We start from the raw sequence: 26,646 nt of genomic DNA, 5'->3' as shown, positions 1-26,646 counted from the left end.
TAGCGCGGACATGCACGACATCCGCCTGATCCGCGAAAACCCGCAATCCTTCGACGCCGCGCTGGCACGCCGTGGCCTGTCGCCCATCGCCGCCGATCTGGTGGCGCTGGACGAGCGCCGCCGCGCCATCGTCACCGAGCTTCAGGTGGGACAGGCCCGCCGCAACGAAGCGTCAAAGGCGATTGGCGCAGCCAAGGGCAAGGGCGATCACGCCGCTGCCGAAGCGCTGATGGCGGAAGTCGCGACGCTCAAGACCCGCCTGCCGGAGCTTGAGGCGGAGGAGCGCACGCTCACTGCCGAACTGGACGCACAACTGGCCGCCATTCCCAACCTGCCTGCCGCCGATGTGCCCGACGGCGCGGACGAGGACGACAATGCCGAGCAGAAGGCGGTAGGCGAAAAACCCGCCTTTACCTTTACGCCGCGCGACCACGCCGATCTCGGCCCCGCACTGGGCCTCGATTTCGAAGGGGGCGCGGCGCTGTCGGGCGCGCGCTTCACGCTGATCCGGGGGGCGGCGGCACGGCTGCACCGGGCGCTGGGGCAATTCATGCTCGACACGCTGACGCGCGACTTCGCGTTCGAGGAAGTGGTGCCGCCCGTGCTGGTGCGTGACGAGGCGCTGTTCGGCACCGGCCAGTTGCCGAAATTCGCCGAGGATCTGTTCCGCACCACCGATGGCCGCTGGCTGATCCCGACGGCGGAAGTCAGCCTGACCAACATCGTCGCACAGGCGATCCTGCAGCCTGAGGCGCTGCCGATGCGTCTGACCGCGCTGACGCCGTGCTTTCGCTCGGAAGCGGGCGCGGCGGGGCGTGACACACGCGGCCTGATCCGTCAGCATCAGTTCGACAAGGTGGAGATGGTGTCGATCACCGCCCCCGATGCGTCGGACGAGGAGCATGAACGGATGACGCGCGCGGCGGAAACGATCCTTGAGCGGCTGGGCCTTCCCTATCGCCGGATGAAGCTGTGCACCGGCGACATGGGCTTTTCGGCGACGCGCACCTTTGATCTTGAAGTGTGGCTGCCCGGACAGGATCGCTATCGCGAGATTTCGTCCTGCTCGACCTGCGGCGATTTTCAGGCGCGCCGCATGAACGCGCGCTTCCGGCCTGAGGGCGAAAAGGCGACGCGCTTTGTCCATACCCTGAACGGATCGGGCCTTGCGGTCGGGCGCACGCTGGTGGCGGTGATCGAGAATTACCAGCAGGCCGACGGATCGGTGGCCGTGCCCGAGGCGCTGCGGCCCTGGCTGGGCGGCGTCGAGCTGCTGGAGCCGCGCTGATGCGTATTCTGGTCACCAACGACGACGGCTATCATGCGCCGGGGTTGAAGGTGCTGGAGGACATTGCCGCGCAGTTTTCCGACGACGTCTGGGTGGTCGCGCCGACCGAGGAACAGTCGGGCGCGGGCCATTCTCTGACGCTGACCCGCCCGCTTCGAATCCGCTGCTTCGCCGAGCGGCGCTTTGCGGTGTCGGGCACGCCAACCGATGCGGTGATGATGGCGCTGGCCAAGATCATGGCCGACGGTCCGCCCGACCTGATTCTGTCGGGCGTCAATCGCGGTGCCAATCTGGCGGAAGACGTCACCTATTCAGGCACGGTGTCCGCCGCGATGGAGGGGGCGCTGGCGGGCGTGCGATCCATCGCGTTCAGCCAGGTCTATGCGCGTGAGGGGATGGGCGACACCGTTCCCTTCGACGCAGCCGCGCATTGGGGTGCGCGGGTGCTGGCGCCGCTGGTCGACATGCCCTGGGCGCCGCGCACGCTGGTCAACGTCAACTTCCCCGCCCTGCCCGCCGATCAGGTGAAGGGCGTGCGTGTGGTGGGACAGGGGCTGCGCGATTATGGCCGGTTGCAGATCGTGTCGAACCGCGACCCGCGCGGATATGAATATCACTGGTTTGCGCTTGGCCCCACGGTCGAAACGCCCGCCCATTCGACCGATCTGGAAGCGGTGCAGGACGGTTTCATCGCGGTGACGCCGCTGCATCTGGACCTGACGCATCGCGAGTCGATGGACCGGCTGACCGCGGCCTATCGCGACTGAGCCATGAAAGTGGGCGCGATGGGAGGCATGGCACGAACGGCGGGAGCGATCGGTTTCCCGATGCTGCTGGCCGGCTGCCTGGTGCCGGAGGGGCGCTCTCCGCCGACGGTCGCTCGACCGCAACCGGCCACGCCCCGGCCCGAACCCGCGCGGCGGCAGCCCGGCGAACAGGTCCGCGCCCTGCCCGCCCCGCCGCCCGCCTGGGAAGCGCGCCCGGTTCAGGCCGATGCCCGCACCATCGCGCCCAGCACCTATGTCGTCCAGCGCGGCGACAGCCTGCGCCGCATCGCGGACCGGACGGGCGCCGCATCCGAAGCGATTGCGCGGGCAAACGGGCTGTCCCCGCCCTTCACCATCTATCCGGGGCAAAGGCTGTCGGTTCCCGGCGGGCGCTGGCATCTGGTCCGCGCGGGACAGACGGGCATCGCCATCGCGCGCGCTTATGGCGTCGAATGGTCACGGATCGTCGATGCCAACAGGCTGGAGGAGCCTTATATCCTCCGCACCGGGCAACGTGTTCTGATCCCGGTCGATTCGATCCCGCGCAGCGCGGCCGAACGCGCCGCCGCCTTCAGTCTGGACATTGACGATCTGGTGACCGGCAGCCAGCCCGCAATTGCCGAAAACGCCGCACCCGCGCGCCCGGTCGCCACCGCGCGCCGCGTGCTGCCCTCTACCGCAGCCGTTGGGGAGCCGACGCGCGTGACCAGCGGGTTTGCTTGGCCGGTTGGGGGCGGCCGGGTCGTCCGCCGCTTCGGCCCCGGCGCCAGCGGTGAGCGCAATGACGGGATCAAGATCGCCGTGCCGCTAGAAACCCCCGTCACCGCCGCCGCCGACGGCGTGGTGGCCTATGCCGGCAGCGACATTCCGTCGCTGGGCGGACTGGTCATCCTGAAACATGGCGGTCGGCTGGCATCGGTTTACGGCCATGCCGGCCAGTTGCTGGTCCAGCGCGGCCAGTCGGTGAAGCGCGGGCAGACTATCGCGCTGTCGGGCGACACCGGCGCCGCCAACCAGCCGGAGCTCCATTTTGAGATTCGCGACGGGCGAACCCCCGTCGATCCCGTCAGCCGGTTGCCGCGCCGATGATCCGGCGTGGTGCCCCGGGCACGCTGACCCGGCGTTCGCAACTGCCGATCTGGCTGTCGATCGGCTGGCGGGTAACCGCCGTGCTGGCGCTGCTGGGCATTGCCATCGGTGTCCACTGGTTCGACCGGGCGGGGCTGCGCGACAATTTCGACGGGCAGGTCAGCTTCGTCGATGTCGTCTATTTCACCTTCATCTCGATCACCACAACGGGCTATGGCGACATCGCGCCCGTGACCGAACGCGCGCGGTTGTTCGACGCGCTGATCGTCACGCCGATCCGCATTTTCGTGGTGCTGCTGTTCATCGGCACCACTTATGATTTCGTTCTGAAGCGCACATGGGAGAAGTGGCGCATGGCACGCATCCAGCGTGAGCTGACCGGCCACATCGTCGTCGCCGGCTTCGGCAAGACCGGGTCGGAGGCCGTCGACGAACTGGTCGCGCGCGGGCGGGACCCGACCGCGATCGTCGTGATCGACGGCGACAATGACCGGTTGAGCGAAGCGGAAAAGCTGGGCTGCGCGGTGCTGCTGGGCGACGCCACGCGTGACCAGACGCTGATGGACGTGCGCGTCGCCAGCGCCTGTTCGCTGATCGTCGCGGCGGGGCGCGACGACACCTCGATCCTGATCACGCTGACCGCGCGCCATCTGGCCCCCGATCTGCCGATCAGCGTGATCGTCAAGGCAGAGGACAACGAACTGCCCGCCCGCGCCGCGGGTGCCACGACGGTCATCAACCCGGTCAGCTTTGCCGGGCTGCTGCTGGCCAGTTCGTGCAGCGGCAGCCATGTCGCCGATTACATGATGGACCTGGCCAGCTATGACGGGCGCGTCCAGCTGGCCGAACGGCGCCCCGCCGCGCATGAAATCGGACAGCCGCTGACCAATCTTCAGACCGGCCTTGGCGTGCGGCTGTATCGCGACGGGCGGCCGTTCGGCTTTTTCGATCCCGAAGCGCGTTCGATCCGCGAAGGCGACGTCATCGTCGAAATCGTCGCGCGGCGTGCGGGCGGCTGATCGCCCGGTTGCGCCGGATCCGACGCGCAAGCTGCTTGGGGAACCGGTGCGTTCGTGCGAGGGTTCGGCCAGCATGATCGCCCCCGCCTGTCCCGCCCGATGATGAGCCGCACGGCATGGCTGTGGCGCCTGTTGAGCCGCCGCCTGTGGTTCCGCGCCGCCGCCTATTCGCTGGCGGCAGTGGTGCTGGCGCTGCTGGCGCCGATGATCGCGCCGTTCATCCCGTATGAACTGAGCGCCAGCATCGGCGGCCCGGCGGTCGACAATATCCTGAGTATCATCGCGTCGAGCATGTTGGCCGTCACCACCTTTTCGCTGACGGCGATGGTGTCCGCCTACAGCGCCGCGACATCCAACGTCACCCCGCGCGCGGTGCGGCTGTTGTCTGAGGACAGCGCGTCGCAAAACGCGCTTTCCACTTTTCTGGGCGGGTTCCTGTTCGCGATTGTCGGCATCGTGGCGCTGTCCACCGGCTTTTACGGCGAACAGGGGCGCGTGCTGCTGTTCGGGGGCACGGTCGCGGTCATTCTGATGATCGTCATCACGCTGCTGCGCTGGATTAGCTATCTGTCGCAACTGGGCCGGGTGCACGACACCATCCGCCGCGTCGAATGCGCCGCCATCGCGGCGGTCGAGTCTATCGCTCACCGCCCGCGCCCCGCCGCCCGCGCGATGCCGGACATTCCGCCCGGCGCCCGGCCATTGCGGTGCGACAAGATCGGCTATGTCACCCATATCGATGCCAGCGCGCTGCGCGAATGCAGCGAGGATTGCGGCGGCCGGATTTTCCTGGCGGTGCTACCAGGCATGTTCGTCGATCCCGACCGGGTGCTGGCATGGATCGACAGCGACAATGACGAAGCCGACGGGGACGTGATCGACGCCATCAGCATCGACCGTGAGCGCAGTTTCGACAACGACCCGCGCTTCGGCCTGATCGTGCTGAGTGAAATCGCGTCGCGCGCGCTGTCGCCGGCGGTGAACGATCCGGGCACCGCGATCTCGGTACTGGGCGCTCAGTTGCGGGTGCTGGACAAGCTGGCCACGCTGGAAGGCGACACCCTGTACGGCGACGACGATCAGGTGATCGTACCCGCCATCGCGATAGAGGACTTAGCGACCGATGCCTTCCGCGCGATTGCGCGTGACGGCGCCAGCACGGTGGAGGTTGCCGTGCGGCTGCAAAAGACGCTGACCGCATGGGCGCGGCTGGTTCCGGCCTTTGCCAATGCCGCCCGCGACCAGAGCGTGGATGCGCTGCGCCGGGCGGAGGAAGCGTTGTCGATGGAAGCGGATCGGCATGCTGTGCGAAGGGCGGCCAGCGCGCTGGCGGGCGGCTGACCCTTGGTCAGCGCGCGTGGTAAAAGTCGTAGACCTGCTGCGCCATTGCCCGCGACACGCCCGGCGCCTTTTGCAAATCTTCAAGACTGGCGGAGCGCACGGCCTTCGCAGTGCCGAAATGCATCAGCAGCGCCTTTTTGCGCGCGGGGCCGATACCGGGCACTTCGTCCAGCGGTGACGCGCCCATCGCCTTCGCCCGTTTCTCGCGATGCGCGCCGATGGCAAAGCGGTGCACCTCGTCGCGCAGGCGCTGGAGGTAGAACAGCACTGGCGAATTGACCGGCAGCTGAAACTCGCGCCCGTCCATCAGGTGAAACACCTCCCGCCCCTCACGCCCATGGTGCGGCCCCTTGGCGATGCCGACGACACAGACATCCTCGATGCCCAGATCCTCCAGCACCTCCATCGCCACGTTCAACTGCCCGCGCCCGCCATCGACCAGCACCAGATCGGGCCAGTCGCCGCGATCGCGATCGGGGTCTTCGTCCTGCGCGCGCTTGAACCGGCGTGTCAGCACTTCGCGCATCATCGCGAAATCGTCGCCCGGCTTGGTCTCCGCACGCTTGATGTTGAACTTGCGATACTGGCCCTTGCGATACCCCTCAGGCCCGGCGACGACCATCGCACCCAGCGCGTTGGTGCCCTGGATATGGCTGTTGTCGTACACCTCGATCCGGTCGGGGCTGTCAGGCAGGCCGAACAGCTCCGCCACTTCGCGCAACAGTCGCGCCTGCGTCGTTGATTCAGCCAGCCGCCGGTCGAGCGCCTCCACGGCATTGCGGCTGGCCTGTTCGATCAGCCGCCGCCGCGCCGAACGCTGTGGCACCGACAGCGCGACGCGGTATCCGGCCCGCTCGCTCATCGCCTCCGCCAGCAATTCGGCCTCCGCCAGATCGCGGTCGACCAGCACGTTGCGCGCGGGCGGCACCTCTTCGTAAAATTGCATCAGGAACTGGCTGAACACCTCGTCCTGCGGCACGTCGGCGACATGGGTCGGGAAAAAGGCGCGATGCCCCCAATTCTGGCCGCCGCGAATGAAGAAGGCCTGGATGCCGATCTGCCCCTCCTTCTCCGCCATCGCAAACACGTCGGCGTCGCCCACACCCTCGGCATTGATCGCCTGCGTGCCCTGGATGAAGGTCAGCGCCTTCAGCCGGTCACGTAGCACTGCCGCCTGTTCGAAGTCCATCCGCTCCGCCGCGTCCTGCATTTGTGCGCCCAGCCGCGCCTGCACCTCGGTCGATTTGCCCGACAGGAAGCGTTTGGCGTCAGCCACCAGCTCGGCATAGTCCGCCGAACTGATGCGGTCGACGCACGGCGCCGAGCATCGCTTGATCTGATAGAGCAGGCACGGTCGGTCGCGAGTGTTGAAAAACCCGTCAGTGCAGGATCGCAGCAGAAACAGCTTTTGCAGCGCGTTCAGCGTCTTGCGGACCTGTCCCGCGCCCGCGAACGGGCCGAAATAATCGCCCTTCGCCCGCCGCGCACCGCGATGAAGCTGGACGCGCGGATAGTCATGCTCACCGCGCAACAGGATAAAGGGGAACGACTTATCGTCACGCAACAGCACGTTATAGGGCGGGCGATAGCGCTTGATCAGTTGCGCTTCCAGCAGCAGCGCTTCCGCTTCGCTGTTCGTCGTGACGATGGTCATGCTGCGCGTCTGCGCGACCATGCGCTGCAACCGTTTCGACAGACGCGTGACCTGAGTATAGTTGGTGACGCGGTTCTTCAGCGCCTTCGCCTTGCCCACATACAGCACGTCGCCGCGCGCATCCTGCATGCGATAGACGCCGGGCCGCGTCGGCAATGTGCGGACGACATTGCGGATCGCCGCCACCCCCGCCTCAAGGTCGGGCGCGTCGGCACCCTTTACGGCGTAAGTGGCGGTTTCCTCGTTGAAACGGTCGGGCGTGCGGGCGGACATCGACCCCATCTAGGGTGCCGATGGCCCCACCCGCAAGCGAGCCTGCCGATCAGCGCGGGAAGCTGAGATTCTTGCTGAAAAAGGGCAGCACCTGTTCCTGCATCCGCACGCCGATATGGCTGGTATGATCGCCCTGATACACCTCATACCCATGGGCGATGCCATAGCGGTTCAGCGCATCGTGCAGCTTGCCCGCATCGCCGACCAGCCCGTCCTTGTCACCGACATCCAGCGAAATCGCGCGGTAGCGGCGCAGGTCTGCGATATGCTGGTCGATAAACGCCAGTGGCGCGTTTGCGCTCCAGCGCGCCAGCACATCGGCGCGCTGCGCCTCATCGCCAAAGGGCAGGTCGAGATACAGCGGCGCCTTGGTCGGGTTGGGCGACCATGCCGCCGCCGCCGCCAGTGTCGCGCGCTGGCCCCAGCCCAGCTTCTGGGCATCCTCGATCGACTTCACGCCGGCGAAAGCGGCTTCGGCCTTCTCATCCAGCCCCATCGCGCCGCGCGGCGACAGGCAGCACGGGCTCATCATATACAGTGCGCCGAACACATCGGCATGCTTCATACCGATCCGGGATGCGCCATATCCGCCCATCGAATGCCCGACCAGGCCGCGGCTCTCCCGCGCGGGGACGGTGCGGTAATGGCTGTCGATATAGGCGACCAGATCGCGCGCAATGAAGGTTTCGAAATCGCCCGTCGTCTGCGACCGCGAATACATGGACCCGTTATGCACCGTCTTGCTGCCGGGCATCACGACGATCATCTCGCGCGCGCCCTTGGCAAAGGCGCCCTCGATCGACGCGGGCACATGGATTTCCGTCGCCCATTGCTCGGCCCCGATCGAATAGCCGTGCAGCGCATAGACAACGGGGTAACGGCGCGCGGGATTGGCGGCATAGCCCGGCGGCAGGATGACCAGCACGTCGCGGTCGGCGCTTTCGCCCTCCAGATTGCCTTCGATTGCCGCCGAATGCACCTTGATCCGCTCGATCTTCACCGGCTTCGCACCAGCGACTTTCTCCGGCACCAGCGTCGTCACCTGCGCCGACGCAACCGTCCCGCTTGCCAGCGACAGGGCAGCCAGCAACGACAATCCGAACAGAGTTCGCATTTCCCCCTCCTCATCCTCTACGCGGATTAGTCGGAGTTAAAGGGTCAATGTCAATCCTATATGATCACGCTGAGGCGAAACGGAAATTGACGGGACGGCGATATTCGGGCCGGGCGTCGAACGCCTGATCCGCAAACGCGCCGTCCCGCTCGACCCAATGCATGAACAGGTGCGCCGACCAGCCATTGGGATTGGGCGTGACGCGCCCGTGTCGCCGGTGCACCCCATGATACAGAACGCCGTCACCAGGCTGCATTTCGAACCGGCGAAAGCCGTCGCCTTCGAAATCGTCGGTCACGCGCTTTGTTGGTTCCGGCAACGGCGAGTCGCCGATCTCCAATGGCCAGACTTCGCCATCCGAATAATCAAGCGTCAGCGATAGGCTGTGTTCGCAGGACGGGCGATCGCTGTGCACGCGACACAGATCGCCCTCCCGATACAGGCGCAGATAATCATAGCTGGGCACCAGATCCAGGCCGGTGATTGACCGGATTGCGGGCGTCAGCCCCCATAGAAACGCGACCAGTGGCGACCACGCAAAGCCATAGATTTCGGGAACGTCGCGGACCAGCAACGGCGATCCCGTGGCGGGCGCGCTCAGCCCCGCCTCATCCGGGTCCAGCTCACGCTGGAACTGGCGCAGCAGCGCATTGCAGATATCGGGCGGAACGAGGCCACGCACCAGCGCGGCCCCGTCGCTGCGATAATCGCCCTCGACCTGCATCAGGCCATCCGCGCGCGCGCGACCCGCTCCAAAACGGTCAGCGGCATGGCACCCAGCGTCAGCACCGAATGGAACGCCTTGGGGTCCCAATTCGCGCCCGCCTTTTCCTTGGCCTCGTCGCGCAGGCGCGCCCAGACGGTGTGACCGATCTTATAGCTGCACGCCTGACCCGGCCAGACGGTGTAGCGGTCGATCTCACCCTGGCTGCGCCCGCGCGCAATGCCGGTAGTGGCGATCAGATAATCGGTCGCCTTCTCCCGGCTCCAGCGCTTGGCGTGCATGCCGGAATCGACGACCAGTCGCGTCGCCCGGAACAGGAGCGACTGGAGATAGCCGACCTGCCCCAGCGGATCGCCCTCATACATGCCCATCTCGTCGGCCAGCTGCTCCGAATAGAGCGCCCATCCCTCGGTATAGCCCGAATAGCCGCCCCGGCGGCGGATCAGCGGGATGTCGTCGCTTTCCAGTGCGGTCATGACCTGAAGATGGTGGCCCGGCACCCCTTCATGATGGCTGAGCGTTGCAAGACCGAATTTGGGCCGGTCGAACGTGTCGCGCAGGTTGATGAAGTAAATGGCCGGTCGCGTCCCGTCGAGCGAGGCCGACTGGTAATAGCCGCCCGGCGCCCCGGCCTGGATCGCTTCGGGCACGCGGCGCACCTCGACCGGCGCCTTGGGCAGCACTGCGAATTGTTCGGGCAGGCGCGCAGTCATCGCCGCGACTTGTTCACGCAGCGCCTCCAGCAGCGCCTCACGACCCGGATCGGTGTTGGGGAACAGCTGATCGGGCCGCTTGTTCAGCGCGACCAGACGGTCGCCCACCGTGCCTTGCGACATGCCCTGCCCCTTCAGGATGCCGTCGATACGGCCGCTGATTTGCGCAACCTGCTCAAGGCCAAGGCGATGAATCTCGTCGCCGGTCAGCTCGGTCGTCGTGGCAGCGCTGGCGGCAGCGGCGTAATAGGCCTCGCCGTTCGGCAGGCGCCACACGCCCGCATCATGCGTGGCGCGGCGGCGCAGGTCGGTGACCAGCGCACGCTGACGGTCGAGCGCGGGGAAAACGCGCTCCGCCATCAGTTTCTCCACCGCCTGAGCGCGTTCGGGGGGCAGGTTCGCGGCCTTCAGCTTGGCGGTCAGGTCGGTGACGGGACCGGTCGCGGCGGGCGCCTGATCGCGGATCGCGCCGAGCTGCTTCAGCGTCGTGTCAAGGATGTAATCGGGCGCGAACACGCCCTTGGCCGCATCCTCACGCTGGCGCTGCGTTTCGGCATCGACGGCCGTGGCAAACGCCTCTACCCGCGCGACATAGGCATCGGCCTCCGCCGCGTCGCGCACCCGGTGCTGGTTCGACAGGAAATCGGGCACGTCGCGATAGGCGCCCGTCAACTGCGTCAGCACATAGGGGGCGTAACGGCCGGCGCTGGCGCCATAATCGAACTTTTCGCCTGCGATGGTCCGCTCAAGGCTGTACTCCATCACCTCGGCATCAAGGTTGGCATTGTCGCCTAGCTGATCGCGGGGAATGGCTTTCAGCGCAGCCAGTTCCTGCTTGGCCCGTGCGAATTGCCGCGCCTGTCCGGCACGGGAGGCATCGGACAATTTCGACTTCAAATGCGCGCGTTCGCCCGTATCCAGGCCCAACGAAGTCGCGCCCTCCGGATTGTCCTCCAGCCGAGCATAAAAGAACCGGTCCAGCATCGCCCGCAGGTCGGCGTCGCGATTGCCCTGTGCCGCGCGAACAGCGGCGGGAAATGCGGCAAGCGCGGTGGTGAGACTGGCGGAGGCGAGGAACTGGCGACGGCGCATGGGCACTCCCTGAAACTGGTTTCACCCATGACTATGCGATTGACGTTTTGAGGCAAAGCCCTCATCCTGAATGCCAGCAAAATCAAGGAGTCACATTGATGATCCTGACCCTTTTGCTGGCGCAGGCCGCCGCCAATCCCGAAATCATCGTGCGGGCACGCCGCACCGAAGACGCGCTGACCGAATGCATCGAACGTCAGTGTCCGACCCCCGATGACGCACGCCTGTCGATCGCCCATGCCGAGGCGCAGTTTGAGCAAGGCCAGTATTTCGAGGCGCGCGACACGCTCAACGCCGCATTGTCACGACAGTCCGGTGCAGCGGCGCGCTTCCCCCGATCGGTCGCCGCGCTTTACGAAGCGAATGCGACCATTAACCGGCACATGGGCGACATGGACCGCTATCGTTCGATGACAACAGGTCAAAGCCGGACATTAAAGGAAAACCTGCCTGCCGATGATCCACAGGTGTTGGCAAACGCCATCCATCTCGGCGATTTCTGGATGCAGATGGATCAGCCGTCCAGCGCTCGCGCGCAATTCGATGCGGCAACAAAGGGCTTTTCAAGGCGCGGGAATCACCAACTGGCCGCTTTGACCCAACTCAGGGCCGCGGCAATCGATATTCAGCAAGACAGTCTGGGCAGTGCGGAACGTCGGCTGGATGCGGCAATCAATTCGCCCGCTGCGGATGATCCAACCGTGCGGCAGTTTGCCGCAGTGCTCCGGGCCAAGCTGGCAAGGGCGCGCGGAAATGAAGGCGCGGTCGACGCACTTTTATCGACGCTTCGGACTGATCCTGACGAACCTCCCGTGCTCATCCACGATGTGCCGGTTATCAATGCGGATGCAGTCGGCGCGGCGAATGCCATCAAACGACGAATGGGTGATCTGCCGATACCCACCTATGTCACTGCGTCGCTTCAGATACAGTGGGCGGATATCGGCTTCATGATCCGGCCCAACGGGCAGGTCGCGGAGGTGGAAGTTCTGCGCGGCAGCCGGTCCAGAGGCTGGACCACACCTTTCCTGGAAGCGATGCGGCAGCGGCAATATGCCCCGCTCGACCTGCCAGCGGCAAGTCCCGGCATCTACCGGGTAGAGCGTCTGACCTGGCGACCGGAGCGGATTGTAGCGACCGGATCCAACATAAAGGTGCCTGCCGGCGCGCAGGGAATCGAAATCATCGACATCACCAACGACAGGACAGCGGCCACACTGCCTTCCACCTGAGAAGTCAGCCAGGCAGCGGCTCCACCGCGATGACTTCGATCGCTTCGGCGCGGCCCTGATAGTCGACACGCTCGCCGGGTTCGGCGTCCATCATCGCCTGTGCGATGGGGGCGGTGAAGGGGATGGCGTCGTCGGTCACATCCGCCTCGTCGCTGCCGACCAGTGCGACGGTCCGCTCCCGCCCACCCATCCGATAGGTGACGCGCGTGCCGAACGCGACGGCGTCGCCCGCCGCCACCGGCTGCACCTCCGCCTTGCTGGCCCGCGCCAGCCAGTAGCGCAGGTCGCGGCGCAGAGGCTTTTCGGCCTCCGCGTCGTCGGCGGCATCGACAGCGGCCTGAAGCTCGGCAACCCGTGCCTCGATCAGTTTCAGGCCGCGCTCGGTGACCAGATTGGGGCCGGGCGGCAATGGCAGTTCGAAGACGGGTTCGCGATGGGCGTCATCGTCCTCGCGTCGGAAAGCAACACTCATATCGGCTGATTGAACGTGTCACACGACGCGGGGTTGCCCGATTGCAGACCGATCCGCAGCCACTTCACCCGCTGGGCCGAGCTGCCATGGGTAAAGCTGTCAGGCACCACTTGCCCGCCCGACTGGCGTTGCAGGGTGTCGTCGCCGATCGCATTGGCGGCGGTCAGGCCTTCCTCGATATCGCCTGCCTCCAGCCGGTCGCGGTTCTGCGCGGCCCATACGCCCGCATAGCAATCGGCCTGCAATTCCAGCCGCACCGACATTTCATTGCCCTGTTCGGTCGGCAGCGTGCGCTGGGCCTGGCTGACCCGCTGGGCGTCGCCGGTCAGGTTCTGGATATGGTGACCAACCTCATGCGCAATGACATAGGCCTGGGCGAAATCGCCCGCCGCGCCGAAACGGTTTTCCAGTTCGTCGAAGAAGCTGGTGTCGAGATAGATGCCCTGATCGGGCGGACAGTAAAACGGACCCGCCGCCGACGTCGCCGCGCCACAGCCCGACGACACGCCGCGCTGATAGAAATTGAGCGTAGGTTCGGGATAACGCTGGCCCTGCTGCTGGAACAGCTGGCCCCAGGTCTGCTCGGTCGAAGCGAGCACCTGACACGCAAAGCGGCGTTCGGCGGTGTTGCACACGCTGGCGCCGGTGCCGCCGCCGCCCTGCCCCACCTGCGGCTGGCCACCGCCGCCGCCGAGCAGGCCGCCCAGCCCCCCGCTCATCGACAGGAAGATCAGACCAACCACGACCAGCATGCCGATGCCGCCGCACCCCATGCCGCGCCCCAGAAACAGCGGCAACAGGCCAAGCAGCGGAAAACCGCCGCCCCCGCCGCTGCCCTGGCCCAGATCGCGCACATTGTCGCTGGGATCGAAATCGTCGAGGCGCATCGCCTTTTCCCGCCCTGTTATTTGTTACGGCGATGAAATGCGTGAGCGGGGCTGACCGTTGCAAGCCATGAACGCGATTTTTCCTCCGGTCGCCATTGATGCACCGCAGAACCACCCCCATAACCCGCTCATGGCCGATGCCGAGAACCCCGGAGCCCGCCACCGCCGCCACAGTCGGCAGGCGATGCCGTTGCCGGATTGCGTTGCACTGGTCCTTCAGGGCGGCGGCGCACTGGGCAGTTTTCAGGCGGGCGTGTACGAAGCGTTGTCGGACGCCGACGTCGTCGTCGACTGGATTGCAGGCATTTCGATCGGCGCGGTCAATGCCGCGATCATCGCCGGCAACCCGCCCGAACGCCGGGTCGAGCGGCTGCGCGCCTTCTGGGACACGATCACCGCCGGGTTGCCCAGCTTTCCCATTCCGCAGGACGACCGCGTGCGCGAAGCGGTGCATGAATGGTCGGCAATGGCGGTGATGGCGCAGGGCGTGCCCGGCTTTTTCAAACCGCGCATGTGGCCCCCCTTCCTCGCCGCACCCGGCAGTTGCGGGGCAATGAGCTTTTACGACACCGAACCGCTGCGCGCGACGCTGGACGCGCTGATCGACTGGGATCTGCTGAACGACGGGCCGGTCCGCATCTCGGTGGGCGCGGTGGAGATTCAATCGGGGAACTTCGCCTATTTCGACAATCGCCTGGGCTGTCGGCTGGATGCGCGGCACATCATGGCATCGGGTGCGCTGCCGCCGGGCCTGCCGCCGGTCGATATCGACGGGCGGCTTTACTGGGACGGCGGCCTCGTCTCGAACACACCGCTGACGCACGTGCTTGAGCATCAGGCGGCACCGATGCTGGTGTTCCAGTGCGACCTGTTCGCCGCCAATGCCGATCCGCCCAAGACGATGATGGACGTCATGGCCCGCGAAAAGGAAATCCGCTATTCCAGCCGCACCCGGCAGGTCTCTGCCGAAGCCGTGCGGCGGCGCAAGGTGCGTGACGCGATCCGCCGCGTGCTGGACAAGCTGCCCGCCGACATGGCCGATGACGCCGATGTCGCGGCGCTTAGCAGCTATGCCACCGAACATCCGCTGTCGCTAGTGCAACTGATCAACCGCGCCAATGCGTGGGAGGGCGGCAGCCGCGATTACGAATTTTCGCAGCGCACGATGCGCGAACATTGGCAGTCGGGCCGCACCGCCATTGCCGAAACCATGGCCCAGTCGCGCGTGCTGGCCCAGAACATCGTCGATGGCCGCACCGCCGCCTTCGACCTCGCCCCCCGCCGCCATTCGCACTGAACGGAGCCACTGCCATGTTCCTTAAAGGCAAGACCGCCATCGTCACCGGTTCGACCTCTGGCATCGGCCTGTCCTATGCCAAGGCGCTGGCGGCGGAGGGGGCCAGCGTGGTCATCAATGGCTTTGGCGACGCCGATGCCATCGAGAAAGAACGCGCGGCACTTGAGGCGACCAGCGGCGCCCGCGCACTGTACGACGCGGCCGACATGACCAGCCCCGACGCCATCGCCGCGATGGTTCAGCGCGCGCATGACGAACTGGGCGGGCCGGATATCGTCATCAACAATGCGGGCATCCAGCATGTTTCCCGCGTCGAGGATTTCCCGGTCGAAAAATGGGACGCGATCATCGCGATCAATCTGTCGTCGGCGTTCCACATGATGCGCGCAGTGGTGCCGTTCATGAAGGAACGCAAATGGGGCCGCATCATCTCGACGGCGTCGGCCCATTCCAAGGTTGCCAGCCCGAACAAGTCCGCCTATGTCGCCGCCAAGCACGGCATTGCGGGCCTGACCAAGACGATCGCGCTGGAAACCGCGACCTTCGGCATCACCGTCAACGCGATCTCGCCCGGCTATGTCTGGACGCCGCTGGTCGAAAAGCAGATCCCCGACACCATGGCAACGCGCGGGCTGACGCGCGAACAGGTCATCAACGACGTGCTGCTCGACGCACAGCCGACCAAGGAATTCGTCACCGCCGAACAGGTGGCGGCGCTGGCGCTGTTCCTGTGCCGCGACGAAGCGGCGCAGATCACCGGCGCCAACCTTTCGATCGACGGGGGTTGGACCGCATGATCCGGTCGTGCACATGGCCTTGAAAATGCGCGATTGACGCGCGCTGTCCATGCGCCATGATATGGTGTGCATACCAGATTTTCGAAACGCGTCGCCGCGATTGGCCTGTTGTTGTTGACTGCCGCCTGTGGCGGTGAACGCGCGGTGGATCAGCCCGCCCGTTCGGCGGGAGAGGCGCCGCCCCCCGCCCCGGTCTGGCGCAATGTCGCGACAGAGCATGACCGGGACCGGCTGCGGCGCTGGCGGGGTGCGTGGACATCGGCGCTGCCCGCCGCGCAGGCCGCCGATCCCGCCGCCGTCCGGGCCGAGGGCGCGCTGTTCCACACCGATCTTGCGCTTTCCGATCCGGCCCCGCCGCCGGGCCGCTATCGCTGTCGCGTGTTCAAGCTGGGCACAGCCGGGGCGGGTGGCCTGCCCTTTGTCGCCCATCCCTATTTCGACTGCCGCGTCGGCGATGAGGGAGAGGTGTTGAGCCTGTTCAAGGAAACCGGATCGCAGCGGCCAGTCGGCCTGTTGTTTCCCGATGGGCCGTCGCGCATGGTCTTCCTCGGCACGCTGATGCTGGGGGACGAGCAGCGCGCGCTGGATTACGGACAGGACCGCGACCGCGACATGGCTGGCGTGCTGGAGCGTGTGGGCGAGCGGCGCTGGCGCCTGTCGCTGCCCTGGCCGCGTTTCGAATCGCAGCTCGACGTGGTCGAACTGGTCCCCGCGCCATGAGGATGACGATGCGCCGACTGATTCCTGCCCTGCTGATCGCCGCCAGCCCCGCCGCTGCGCAGGAGCCCGTACGCGATGCCACGACGGCGCAGATGCCCGCGCTGACCACGCTTTACCGCGACCTGCACGCCCATCCCGAACTCGCCTTTCAGGAAAAGCGCTCGGCAAAGCTGATGGCTGATGCCGCGCGCAAGGCGGGCTTTACCGTGACCGAGGGCGTTGGCGGCACCGGCGTGGTCGCGGTGATGAAGAACGGCACCGGGCCGACGCTGTTGATCCGCACCGATATGGACGGCCTGCCCGTGGTCGAGGCGACGGGCCTGCCCTATACGTCAAAAGCATCAGCCACCACTGACGAGGGGCTGGAAACGGGCGTCATGCATGCCTGTGGCCACGACACGCACATGACGTCGTGGGTCGGCACGCTGAACAATCTGGCACGGATGAAGGATCGCTGGTCCGGCACACTGGTGATGATCGCCCAGCCTGCCGAGGAAAAGGGCCTGGGCGCCAAGGCGATGCTGGACGCCGGGCTATATTCGGAATTTCCCAAGCCTGACACGGCCATCGCCTTTCACGACAGCGCCTCCCTGCCCGCCGGCATGATCGGCATCCGCCCGGGCTATGCGCTGGCGACCGTCGATACCGTCGACCTGAAGATACGCGGCGTGGGCGGGCATGGCGCCTATCCGTCGGGCACGAAGGACCCGGTCGTGTTGGGCGCCAAGATCGTGATGGCGCTGCAAACGCTGGTCAGCCGCGAAAACGATCCCCAATCGCCCGCCGTCGTTACCGTCGGCAGCTTTCGTGGTGGGTCGAGCCACAATGTCATCGGCGACGAAGTGACGCTGCTGATCACCGTGCGCAGTTATGAGGACAAGACCCGGAAACTGCTGCTCGACGGCATTGCCCGGATCGCGCGCGGCGAAGCGATCGCCAGCGGCATCCCCGAAGACCGGATGCCGGAGATGAAGGTCAAGGCTGTCAACACCCCCGCCACGTTCAATACCGACCCGCTGACCGGACGGATGCGCCAGTTGTTTACCGCGCGCTTTGGCGCGGACCGGGTGCGCGACGTGCCCGCGGCGATGGTGGGTGAGGATTTCAGCCGCTATTACCTCGCCGACAAGGACAATGTCCAAAGCCTGTTATTCTGGGTGGGCGGTGTCCCGGCGGACAAATGGGCGGCGGCGCAGGCGGCGGGCGGCGATGGCCTTCCCTCCCTCCACAGCCCGAACTGGGCGCCTGACGCCGAAGCGGTGATCGCCACCGCGACCGAGGGGATGACCGCCGCCGCGCTCGACATATTGAAACGGGGTTGAGACTGCAGGGCGCGCGGGTCGACGATCCCCACTGAATGGGTCGGGCGCGGGCCGGTAGCCGCCGCCGTCAGACCCCTGACAGCGGCGTGCCAGCCTTTTCGCAGATATGGCGGGCCAGTTCCTGCCGCAGCGGCAGGCCGCTGATCGAACGAAGCGGTCCGTCATGCGCGACATTGCTCTCGACACGCCCGCGCGTGGATGCCACGCCGACGACGTGAAACAGCCGGCGCGCGCAATCCATTTCGGTGCGGGCATAGGCGACACGGCCATTCTTTTCCTGACGCAGGATGGCGATCTCGGTATCGTTCAACGTGCGATGACGGCGCAGCAGATAGTATCGCGACGCTTCATCGGATGGCGTCGGCACCAGTTCACCCTGGATTTTCAGATAATCGGGCTTGGGCGCCGCAATCTCGGTTTCGGCCAGATTGCGCAGCACCACACGGCTGCCATCGTCATGGCTGGACGCATCGCTGGTCCCGCATCCCGCCAGAAGCCCGGCCATCATCATCGCCGCCGGAAACGCCACTACTCGCATCGACACACTCCCAGTCGTTCGAATGTCTGAATAACCCTGTCGTTCAGCGCGCGCGGAACAGCTCGACCGCGGCGAACAGGCAGAGGACGGTCACGACAATCAGGGCGCTGGCCAGTTCGTGCCATGCCGAGCCAAGCGTCGTCATCAGGGCGTTCATGTCCAGAAACTCGCTCATCGCCATCCCGTCCTTCGATCTTCGAAAGCGACCGGGAAGTGCGCGGCAAACCCGCGAGCCCGGTCCCGATGCGACGTAGGCGCCGCGTCGAGACGGGAAGCTAAGTGCGAGGGCGTTGCAATACCCGCACTGCAATGCAACAAATTGTTGCCGATCCAGATTAACGGAAAACGGGAGATGAGCCGGCCTCCCGCCGGCTCATCTCTTGGTTCACCGGCTCAGCAGCACGCGGGCCTGCCCGGCGATCTGCGCCAGCATCGCCGCGCTGGGGGATGGTGCGCGGCGCGCGCGTGCCACGACGCCCGCAAATTGCTCGACACGCGGCGCGTTTGCCTCAAGCCACGCTTCGACCGTTGCCTGCGGGTCTTTTCCATCGTGCCGCGCAAGGAAGTCGAGGCGGAGTTGCTGGAAATCGCGCGCCAGTCCCGCGATCAACAAGCGCTCCCACGGGTCACCCGCACCAATGCGCGCGGCATTGGCCTGTGCCCAGTCAAGGCCCAGCGCATGGCCCAATCGGGTAAAGGCGCGGGTCACCGTCGCTTCCTCGATCCCCAGCCGCTCGCCAAGATCCGCCAGGCCGACGGCACCGTCGAGTTCGAAGATGCGAACCACCTTGCGCACCAGCGCGGATGGTGCGCCCGCTTCCTCCAACCGGGCGGCAATGCGCGCGGACTGGGCGCTTGCTTCCTCAAGCAGCAATTCGCGCGTCTGCTTGTCCAGGCTGTCGATGCCCGGCTTCAGCCGCGCGATCACCTCGCCCGGCGATGCGCCCGGCTTGGCGACGCGCAGCAGGTCGGCGATCTGCGACCGCGCGGCCACGGCCACTTCGTCGAACAACGCGATGCGTGCATGCTCCGGCATGTCGGCGGTTTCTATCTGCGCCCATAATTGCGGCAGGTTGAACAGCCGTTCGGCCACGACGAACATCGCCGCGATGTCGGCCATCGCCGCGCCTTCTTCCTCCGCCAGTTCGAAGGGGTGCAGCACGCCCAGCCGGTTGACGACGCGGTTGGCCAGCTTCGTCGCGACGATTTCCCCGCGCAGGCGATGTTCGCGAATGGCGGTCGCGAACTTTTTCTGCATTGGCTTGGGGAATGCGGCCATCAGGTCCGGCTCAAGCTCGGCGTCGTGGCCCAGCCCGGAATGTTCGACAGCATCCTGCAACGCCAGCTTGGCGCTGGCCAGCAGCACCGCCAGTTCGGGGCGGGTCAGCCCGCGACCGTCCTGTGCGGCGCGCGTCAGATCCTCGTTCGTGCCCAACCCCTCGACCACGCGGTCAAGCCGGCCCGACGCCTCGAGGATCTCGATGACGCGGATATAGCTGGGCACCGCGACCGCACCGTCATTTTCCATGAACGACAGCGCCAGCGTCTGAAGCCGGTTATCCTCCAGCACCAGATGCGCGACCTCATCGGTCATCGATTCGAGGAGCTTGTCGCGCTTGGGCAGTTCCAAGCGCCCTTCCAGCACTTCCCGGTTCAGCGCGATCTTGATGTTCACTTCATTATCCGAACAATCAACGCCCGCCGAATTGTCGATGAAGTCGGTGTTGATGCGCCCGCCACGCTCGGCAAATACGATGCGCGCGGCCTGGGTGACGCCCAGATTGGCCCCCTCCCCGATCGCCTTGGCGCGGAGCTGTTCGGCATTGACGCGCAACCGGTCGTTGGCGGGGTCGCCGACCTCGGCGTTATTCTCGTGCCCGGCCTTGATATAAGTGCCGATGCCCCCGAACCAGATCAAGTCCACCGGCGCCTTCAGGATCGCGCTGATCAGGCTGGTGGGGTCCAGTTCGGACGCGTCGATGCCCAGCAGTTCGCGAACCTGCTTCGACAGCTTGATCGACTTTTCGGTGCGCGCGAACACGCCGCCGCCCTTTGAAATCAGTGCCGGGTCGTAATCGGCCCAGCTCGATCGGGCCAGGTTGAACAGCCGGTCGCGCTCGGCCCAGCTGGTCGCCGGATCGGGATCGGGGTCGAGAAAGATGTGGCGATGGTCGAACGCCGCACGCAGGCGAATCGCCTTGGACAACAGCATCCCGTTGCCGAACACGTCGCCCGACATGTCGCCGCAACCGACGACGTCGATGCTGTCGCTCTGAACGTCGACGCCCATCTCCAGGAAGTGGCGCTGGACCGATACCCAGCCGCCCTTGGCGGTGATGCCCATCGCCTTGTGGTCATACCCCTTGGACCCGCCGCTGGCGAAGGCGTCGCCCAGCCAGAAGCCGCGTTCCTGGGCGATGCCGTTTGCCACGTCGCTGAACGTCGCCGTGCCCTTGTCGGCGGCGACGACGAAATAGGGGTCTTCGCCGTCGTGGATCACCACCTGTTCGGGGTGTACCACCTTGCCCGCGACGATGTTGTCGGTGATCGACAACAGCGACCGGATGAAGATGCGATAGCTTTCGGTTCCTTCGGCCAGCCACGCTTCACGGTCCGACGGGCTGGGCAGTTGCTTGGGATAGAAGCCGCCCTTGGCGCCGGTCGGCACGATCACGGCATTCTTCACCCGCTGGGCCTTCATCAGGCCCAGGATTTCGGTGCGGAAGTCGTCGCGTCGGTCGGACCAGCGCAACCCGCCGCGCGCGACCGGACCGGCGCGCAGGTGGATGCCCTCGATGCGTGGCGAATAGACGAAGATTTCGCGCCACGGCAGCGGCTGGGGCAGGCCCGGTACCTTGGCCGAATCCAGCTTGAACGCCAGCGCCTCGTTCGCGGCGGGGGCGAATGCGTTGGTGCGAAGCGTCGCGTCGACCACGCCGCGCATCGCGCGCAGGATGCGGTCGTCGTCGATGGCCGATACCGCGTCCAGCCCTGCCTCGATCGCCTTTGCCGCCTTGGCCACGGATGCTTCCCGCTCGCCATTGCGCGAGGGGTCGTGCGCGGCCTGAAACTTCGCGATCAGGCCCGCCGCGACCTTCGGCGCGCGGCGCAGCGCGTCAACGACCGTGCCCAGGCCATAGGCGAGGCCCGTCTGGCGCAGATAGCGGAACCATGCCCGCAACAGCACGACCGACAATGGCGAGGTGCCCGTTTCCACGACCAGGCGGTTGAACGCGTCGTTTTCCGCCCGGTTTTCCAGTACCGCGCGGATCGCGTCCTCGACCATCGGATGGTCCAGCTGCTTTTCGGCATGTGGCGCGCCGGGCACCTCGACATAGAAATCATGGATCACCACCTGCTCGTCCCCGTCGAGCAGCGTCGGCAGCTCCGCAATCACGCGGAAGCCGAAGTTTTCCAGCACCGGAACCGCATCCGACAAGGGCAGCGCGCCGCCCTGGCGATAGATCTTGATGCGGAAACGCCCGTCATCGGGGTTTTCGTCGGGCAAAATGCGGACCTGCCGGTCGTCCGGCCCCTCAAGCTCCGCTATCCGCACCACGTCGCGCGCCGCTTCTTCGGGCGTCGATGCGTTACGGTAATTGACCGGGAACGCACCCGCATAACGCAGCGCCAGCCGCGTCGCGCGACTTGAGCCCACAGCTTCGGTCAGCGCCGCTTCCACCGCCACCGGCCAGCCGCGCATCATCCGCACCAGCCGCTGGTCCAGCGCATCGGCATCGGGCATCCGCCCCGCGCCGCGCAGGTCCAGCGTGTAGCGGATCAGGGCGACCTCCCCATCCTCAAGGCTGATCGACCAGCTGAGCAAAGACGCGTTGGCGGCATCCGCTAGCATCGACCCGATCGCCTCACGCCGCCCGGTGGTCAGTTCGTCACGCGGCAGCCAGACAAAGGCGAACAGGTGGCGGCCCAGCGTACTGCGCACCAGCACCAGCTTCGGCCGCGGACGGTCGGCGATCGACATCGCGGTCAGGGTCAGCGCCTCGATCGCGGCATCGTCGAACGCGGTGGTCAGGTCGTGCGGCAGCGCGGTCAGCGCATGGGCCATCGCCTTGCCGGTATGGCCGCGCGGATCGAAACCGAATCGGTCGGTCAGCGCCTTCAGGCGGCGGCGCAGCAGCGGTACGTCGGCGGGTGCGCTGTGCAGCGCCGCACTGGACCACATACCCGCATGGATCGACAGGCCGACCACACGCTTGCCGTCCATGACCGGCAACAGGATCAGGTCCAGCGGCACCCGGCGGTGGACAGTGGCGATGCAGTTCGACTTGAGCAGCAGCGGCGCACGGCCGCCATTGGCAAACCATTCGACGGCCAGCGCGCGCGACGTATCGGCCAGCAGCGGCGTGTTCAGCGGTTCGGCAGCGATGCCCAGCGCGTCCTGTGCGCCGCCATCCACCAGCCAGCGTTCATGCCCCAGCAGCGTCAGATTATTGTCCAGGAACCAGCGCAGCAGCGCCGCGCCCTCATCATCCTGGGTCCGGTCGGCATCGTCGCGCAGCGCCGCCTGAAGCCGCGGCCAGTCGCCAACCGCGCGGCGAACATGCGCCAGCGTGCGCTCAAGCGCTTCGATCAGGTCGCGCCGGTCCTTTGCGTCCAGCCGGTCGGTTTCGACATAGATCATCGATTCGGCAGCGCCGTCATCGTCCAGCGCAGTCAGCACTCCCTGCTCGTCGCGCACCACGCGCAGGACGGGGTGGATGATCCGTTCGATCGGCGTGCCAGCGGCCGCAATCGTCGCGGCGATCGAATCCACCAGGAAGGGCATGTCGTCATTGACGACCGCCATTCGCATCCGGCGCCTTTCATCGCGCATGAAGGTATCGACAGCAATCGCCGGCCGTCCGGCCGTGCGCTGTGCGGCGGTCTCGGCCACGAATCGCGCTGCATCCGCGCGTTCGGCCTTGCCCAGTCCTTCCGTCTCTCCCGGAAGCGCCTCGTCAAAGAAGCGCGATTCGATCGCCTTGGCCGGCGTCGTGCCTGTCTTTTTCAGCATCGCCTGCCTATGCGCCGATCAGCGCACGTGCTCAAGCATTTGCGCGGCGAATCGCCCTTTGTGTCAGGGCGTCATCGCCCTCCACCCTGGCAACGATCTCCAGCATCCCGCCCGCCCCGCGACGGGCCACCAGCACGACAAACTCCTCGCACTCTGCCGCGGCGACCGGCACGGTAGCGATGGCATCGGCGCGGCGTAGCACTTCCGCCCGCTCGGCCGTTGCCAACCCCTCGATTCCCCGGGGCGCCTGCGCAAGGAACGCAGCGAAGCCGCCCGCCGGCACCCCGCGCCGCTGCGCCTGCTCCAGAACGGCGGCGTAATCGGCCAGCGCGTGGCGATCATGGCCCGTGCCGAATACCAGCTCAACAATGGCGGGCATCGACGCCTGCCCCGGTGCGCGCACCCCCGCATCCTCCAGCACTTCGGCGTAGCCCGCCGCATCGCGGACCGCCGCATCAGCAAAGGCATAAGCATATTCGAGTGCGCGACCCAGCGCCGCCCGCGATCGCGAGTCGACCGAATCGACTTCCTCGGCACAGGCGCGGGCATGGGCCAACAGGTCGCTCAACCCGGCGTCGGCATCGACGCCCGAAACAACGCCGGGCAGCGGCGCATCGAACGCATCCTCCAGCCCGAACCCGCCCGAAGGCCCGTCGGCCCATGCGGCAGGCGCCTCCAGCGGCATGCGCGGCAACTCACGCCGTGCCGCCTCGACCTCCGCCGCCAGCCGAACCTGCGTCGCGTCGTCGACCAGCACCTTCCAGTTGATGACGCCGTAAATGAAATCGATCGTGTCGCCGTCTGACGAAAAGGGCATCAAAATGCCGCGATACAGCGTGTTATGGCCACCCTGCCCGACGAATTCGGCCTCAAACCCGATGGGCGCGCGATTGGCGATGATCTGAAGATAATGATCGGTCAGGCGCGACAGCAGCGACCGGCCCGGCACTTCGCTGATCTTGCGGATGCTCGATTCGACGCCGCATTCCTCGCGCAGCACCCGGCCCAGATATTGAATCGACGGATCGTCGACGCCGTGGGAGAAATCCAGCAACACGCTGTTGCCGCCGAAATCGGCGATATTCTCAGGGTTCAGATCCTGGATCGCGGGATATGCCCGCCCGTTCAGCAACGACACCCAGTAGTTATAGGCACGCACATGCATGCGCCGTTCGTCGGTCCCGATGTCGAAAGGATGGCCCACCCCGCCCGACGGTCGGTTCGCGGACTGATCGCCCGGCACTTGCGCCATACCCATAAAATCGTCCTTCCCGAAGGCGCTGGCTTCGCCCGATACCTTACAGACGCTCATGCACCCGCCGTGGTAAACGATGCGTAAAGTGGCGCCATGCGACTTGCGCTTGCCAGCCCGCCCCCTCCCTGCTAAGCGCCGCCACCTCCGGACGGCAAACCGTCCTCGGGGCCGCTTTAGCTCAGTTGGTAGAGCATCGCATTCGTAATGCGGGGGTCACAGGTTCGAGTCCTGTAAGCGGCACCATTTCCCCAAAAATCGTTGAAAAGCAATCATCTAAGCAACGGTCTCGTGCTGATTGTCGCACACGAGTGTCGCACAACGCCCTTTCCGATGATGGGCCAAGTCTTTCAAATCGTTCCCGAAATGAGGGAGCGGGATGTCGCACACAGGTGTCACACAGATCGCCTTCTGGTGTCTGGCGTCGAGGGGCGGTGTATCAGTATCGGGTGCGGGTGCCCGCCGATCTGAGGCAAGTCATTGGATCGAGCCATATCAACAGGTCGTTGGGGACAGTCTCGCTGGCCGTTGCCCGACGATCGGCAAAGGTGATGGCCTATCAGATCGATCGAAGCTTCGAAGAAGCGCGGAATTCTGGCGCGTGGAAAGCTGCGTCAGCACAGCCTGAGCTACACGTCGCGGAGATTGCTGCGTCTTCGACGACCGCTGTTCATGGACTGACGCTCGGAACTGTCGTCGAACGCTATCTGACGGACGCAACTATCAGTCGTTCTCCGAAGAGCCAGATCGTTTATCGGACGACGTTCGCGACTGTCTGCGCCATTATGGGCAGCGAAACGCCCATTAAGTTGATATCGCGTGATGGGTGCCGCCAAGTATTGAGCGTGCTTCAAGCGCTTCCTCCGAATTCACGCAAAAGGTGGCCGGGTATATCTCCTGTCGATGTTGCTGCGGACGCTCACCAGCGTGGTATTGCCCCGATGAGCGGCGCAAACTGCAACGAGTATATGAATAAGCTTTCCAGCCTCCTCAACTGGGCTGTCCGAGAAGAAATGATCGACCGAAATCCGGCACGAGGGTTGCGGGTCGCTGACCGGAGGCTGGCGCGCGAGAAACGTAATCCATTCACGTTGCCGCAGCTAAGCGCCATTTTCACGGCTCCTCTTTATACCGGATGTAAAGATGATGGCTTGGGCTATGCAGTAGTTGGCCCCAATCGCCCCCGGCGCGGGCGCTTCTGGATTCCACTTATCGCCCTCTGGTCGGGGATGCGGCAAGCGGAGATATGTCAGTTGCTCACGGCGGACGTGAGGTCGATTGAAAATGTTCTGTGTTTCGTTGTCTCGGATGTCGATGGCGACAGCAAGAGACTCAAGACGGCGGCCAGCAGACGGTTAGTTCCAGTGCATCCCGAGCTTATAAGGATCGGCTTTGCGCACTATGTGAGCGAGCGCCGTCGATCGGGAGATTGCCGCCTCTTTCCCGACCTTAGCTTGGACTCACTGGGCCTCTACTCGGGAAAGTTTGCAAAATGGTTTGCTCGCTTTCTTGCCTCAACAAATGCTGCTGCGCCGGGTGCATGCTTCCATGGTTTTCGGCATTCATTTCGAGACGCATTGCGGGAGGCCCGGATTGATCGCGATATTGCCCTCACACTGGGCGGCTGGACCACATCTTCTGGGAGTAGTGGTGGCGGGGTCGCCGATGCCTACGGACGGGGTTATCGTTCCTCAGCACTCAATGATGCCATCTCAAAAATAGCTTATCCCGGTCTCGATCTGTCGCACCTCTATGTTGAGACAAGCAAGGGCTGACCAGTCAACCCGCGACATCCCGCTCCCTCATTTCGGGAACGATTTGAAAGACTTGGCCCATCATCGGAAAGGGCGTTGTGCGACACTCGTGTGCGACAATCAGCACGAGACCGTTGCTTAGATGATTGCTTTTCAACGATTTTTGGGGAAATGGTGCCGCTTACAGGATGCGTGCCGGGTTTGAGATCGACTGATGCGCGGGGTTGTTCTGAATCCCATGGAACGTCGAGTGTCGCTTCAACGGCTGCGTCCGAGGACGATGCCGG

The 26,646-nt window shown here is 65.4% G+C and carries 21 protein-coding genes and 1 tRNA gene; 12 read left to right on the top strand and 10 right to left on the bottom strand.

Annotation, left to right across the window (positions count from 1 at the left end):
- Positions 1-10: 10 nt before the first annotated feature.
- The 5 genes from serS (at position 11) to ACAX61_RS15745 (ending at position 5,504) form a co-directional block, all read left to right on the top strand.
- Complete coding sequence (gene serS / locus ACAX61_RS15765; RefSeq protein WP_370715683.1) at positions 11-1,288, top strand: serine--tRNA ligase; 1,278 nt, start codon at positions 11-13, stop codon at positions 1,286-1,288.
- A complete protein-coding gene (gene surE, locus ACAX61_RS15760; protein WP_370715682.1) occupies positions 1,288-2,055 on the top strand; it encodes a 5'/3'-nucleotidase SurE in 768 nt (255 codons plus the stop codon). Before serS ends, surE begins: the two co-directional genes overlap by 1 nt.
- A gap of 27 nt (positions 2,056-2,082) precedes the next feature.
- The gene (locus ACAX61_RS15755; RefSeq protein ID WP_370715681.1) at positions 2,083-3,144 is read left to right on the top strand and encodes a peptidoglycan DD-metalloendopeptidase family protein; all 1,062 of its coding nucleotides are present in this window, start codon (positions 2,083-2,085) and stop codon (positions 3,142-3,144) included.
- Positions 3,141-4,163, top strand: a complete 1,023-nt coding sequence (locus tag ACAX61_RS15750) for a potassium channel family protein (RefSeq protein ID WP_370715680.1) — start codon at positions 3,141-3,143, stop codon at positions 4,161-4,163. Before ACAX61_RS15755 ends, ACAX61_RS15750 begins: the two co-directional genes overlap by 4 nt.
- A gap of 99 nt (positions 4,164-4,262) precedes the next feature.
- Positions 4,263-5,504, top strand: a complete 1,242-nt coding sequence (locus ACAX61_RS15745) for a DUF2254 domain-containing protein (protein WP_370715679.1) — start codon at positions 4,263-4,265, stop codon at positions 5,502-5,504.
- Between the two features lie 7 nt (positions 5,505-5,511).
- Here ACAX61_RS15745 and uvrC read toward each other — a convergent pair whose 3' ends face one another.
- The 4 genes from uvrC to ACAX61_RS15725 all read right to left on the bottom strand — a co-directional run bounded on the left by uvrC (position 5,512) and on the right by ACAX61_RS15725 (position 11,074).
- Positions 5,512-7,431, bottom strand: coding sequence for an excinuclease ABC subunit UvrC (gene uvrC / locus ACAX61_RS15740; protein WP_370715678.1), 1,920 nt, complete (start codon positions 7,429-7,431; stop codon positions 5,512-5,514).
- Between the two features lie 49 nt (positions 7,432-7,480).
- Positions 7,481-8,545: an alpha/beta hydrolase gene (locus tag ACAX61_RS15735; protein ID WP_370715677.1), complete on the bottom strand. Its 1,065-nt coding sequence runs from the start codon at positions 8,543-8,545 to the stop codon at positions 7,481-7,483.
- Positions 8,546-8,609: 64 nt separating this feature from the next.
- Positions 8,610-9,269, bottom strand: coding sequence for a hypothetical protein (locus tag ACAX61_RS15730; protein ID WP_370715676.1), 660 nt, complete (start codon positions 9,267-9,269; stop codon positions 8,610-8,612).
- Entirely contained in the window at positions 9,269-11,074 is a 1,806-nt protein-coding gene (locus ACAX61_RS15725; protein ID WP_370715675.1) for a DUF885 domain-containing protein, read from the bottom strand. Before ACAX61_RS15725 ends, ACAX61_RS15730 begins: the two co-directional genes overlap by 1 nt.
- A gap of 113 nt (positions 11,075-11,187) precedes the next feature.
- On the opposite strand from ACAX61_RS15725, the gene ACAX61_RS15720 reads away from it, so the two are divergent.
- Positions 11,188-12,306 carry a tetratricopeptide repeat protein gene (locus tag ACAX61_RS15720; protein WP_370715674.1) on the top strand — a complete coding sequence of 373 codons (1,119 nt, stop codon included), beginning with the start codon at positions 11,188-11,190 and terminating at the stop codon, positions 12,304-12,306.
- Positions 12,307-12,310: 4 nt separating this feature from the next.
- Here ACAX61_RS15720 and ACAX61_RS15715 read toward each other — a convergent pair whose 3' ends face one another.
- On the bottom strand, positions 12,311-12,778 hold the full coding sequence (locus tag ACAX61_RS15715) for a GreA/GreB family elongation factor (protein WP_370715673.1): 468 nt from the start codon (positions 12,776-12,778) through the stop codon (positions 12,311-12,313).
- Positions 12,775-13,665: a KPN_02809 family neutral zinc metallopeptidase gene (gene ypfJ, locus ACAX61_RS15710; protein WP_370715672.1), complete on the bottom strand. Its 891-nt coding sequence runs from the start codon at positions 13,663-13,665 to the stop codon at positions 12,775-12,777. The genes ACAX61_RS15715 and ypfJ overlap by 4 nt, the downstream gene beginning before the upstream one ends.
- 130 nt (positions 13,666-13,795) lie before the next feature.
- Between ypfJ and ACAX61_RS15705 the strand changes: the two genes are divergently transcribed.
- The 4 genes from ACAX61_RS15705 (at position 13,796) to ACAX61_RS15690 (ending at position 17,801) form a co-directional block, all read left to right on the top strand.
- Complete coding sequence (locus ACAX61_RS15705) at positions 13,796-14,962, top strand: DUF3734 domain-containing protein (protein ID WP_370715671.1); 1,167 nt, start codon at positions 13,796-13,798, stop codon at positions 14,960-14,962.
- 14 nt (positions 14,963-14,976) lie between these two features.
- Positions 14,977-15,759, top strand: coding sequence for a 3-hydroxybutyrate dehydrogenase (locus ACAX61_RS15700; protein WP_370715670.1), 783 nt, complete (start codon positions 14,977-14,979; stop codon positions 15,757-15,759).
- A 66-nt stretch (positions 15,760-15,825) separates the two neighbouring features.
- On the top strand, positions 15,826-16,479 hold the full coding sequence (locus tag ACAX61_RS15695; RefSeq protein ID WP_370715669.1) for a DUF4893 domain-containing protein: 654 nt from the start codon (positions 15,826-15,828) through the stop codon (positions 16,477-16,479).
- Between the two features lie 8 nt (positions 16,480-16,487).
- The gene (locus ACAX61_RS15690; RefSeq protein ID WP_370715668.1) at positions 16,488-17,801 is read left to right on the top strand and encodes an amidohydrolase; all 1,314 of its coding nucleotides are present in this window, start codon (positions 16,488-16,490) and stop codon (positions 17,799-17,801) included.
- Positions 17,802-17,868: 67 nt separating this feature from the next.
- On the opposite strand, the gene ACAX61_RS15685 is transcribed toward ACAX61_RS15690, so the two are convergent.
- The 4 genes from ACAX61_RS15685 to ACAX61_RS15670 form a co-directional block, all read right to left on the bottom strand.
- A complete protein-coding gene (locus tag ACAX61_RS15685; RefSeq protein ID WP_370715667.1) occupies positions 17,869-18,339 on the bottom strand; it encodes a hypothetical protein in 471 nt (156 codons plus the stop codon).
- Positions 18,340-18,382: 43 nt separating this feature from the next.
- The gene (locus ACAX61_RS15680) at positions 18,383-18,514 is read right to left on the bottom strand and encodes a hypothetical protein (protein WP_370715666.1); all 132 of its coding nucleotides are present in this window, start codon (positions 18,512-18,514) and stop codon (positions 18,383-18,385) included.
- 210 nt (positions 18,515-18,724) lie between these two features.
- Complete coding sequence (locus ACAX61_RS15675; protein ID WP_370715665.1) at positions 18,725-23,353, bottom strand: NAD-glutamate dehydrogenase; 4,629 nt, start codon at positions 23,351-23,353, stop codon at positions 18,725-18,727.
- A 31-nt stretch (positions 23,354-23,384) separates the two neighbouring features.
- Positions 23,385-24,665 carry a PAS domain-containing protein gene (locus tag ACAX61_RS15670; RefSeq protein WP_370715664.1) on the bottom strand — a complete coding sequence of 427 codons (1,281 nt, stop codon included), beginning with the start codon at positions 24,663-24,665 and terminating at the stop codon, positions 23,385-23,387.
- Positions 24,666-24,775: 110 nt separating this feature from the next.
- Between ACAX61_RS15670 and ACAX61_RS15665 the strand changes: the two genes are divergently transcribed.
- Positions 24,776-24,851, top strand: a tRNA-Thr gene (locus tag ACAX61_RS15665).
- A gap of 65 nt (positions 24,852-24,916) precedes the next feature.
- Positions 24,917-26,380, top strand: a complete 1,464-nt coding sequence (locus ACAX61_RS15660) for a DUF6538 domain-containing protein (RefSeq protein ID WP_370715663.1) — start codon at positions 24,917-24,919, stop codon at positions 26,378-26,380.
- Positions 26,381-26,646 lie beyond the last annotated feature (266 nt).

Origin of the sequence: Sphingomonas sp. IW22, assembly GCF_041321155.1 — a bacterium.
Lineage (GTDB): Bacteria > Pseudomonadota > Alphaproteobacteria > Sphingomonadales > Sphingomonadaceae > Sphingomonas.
Note: the sequence above shows the minus strand (reverse complement) of the source record. Positions and strands in the feature narration are given on the sequence as shown.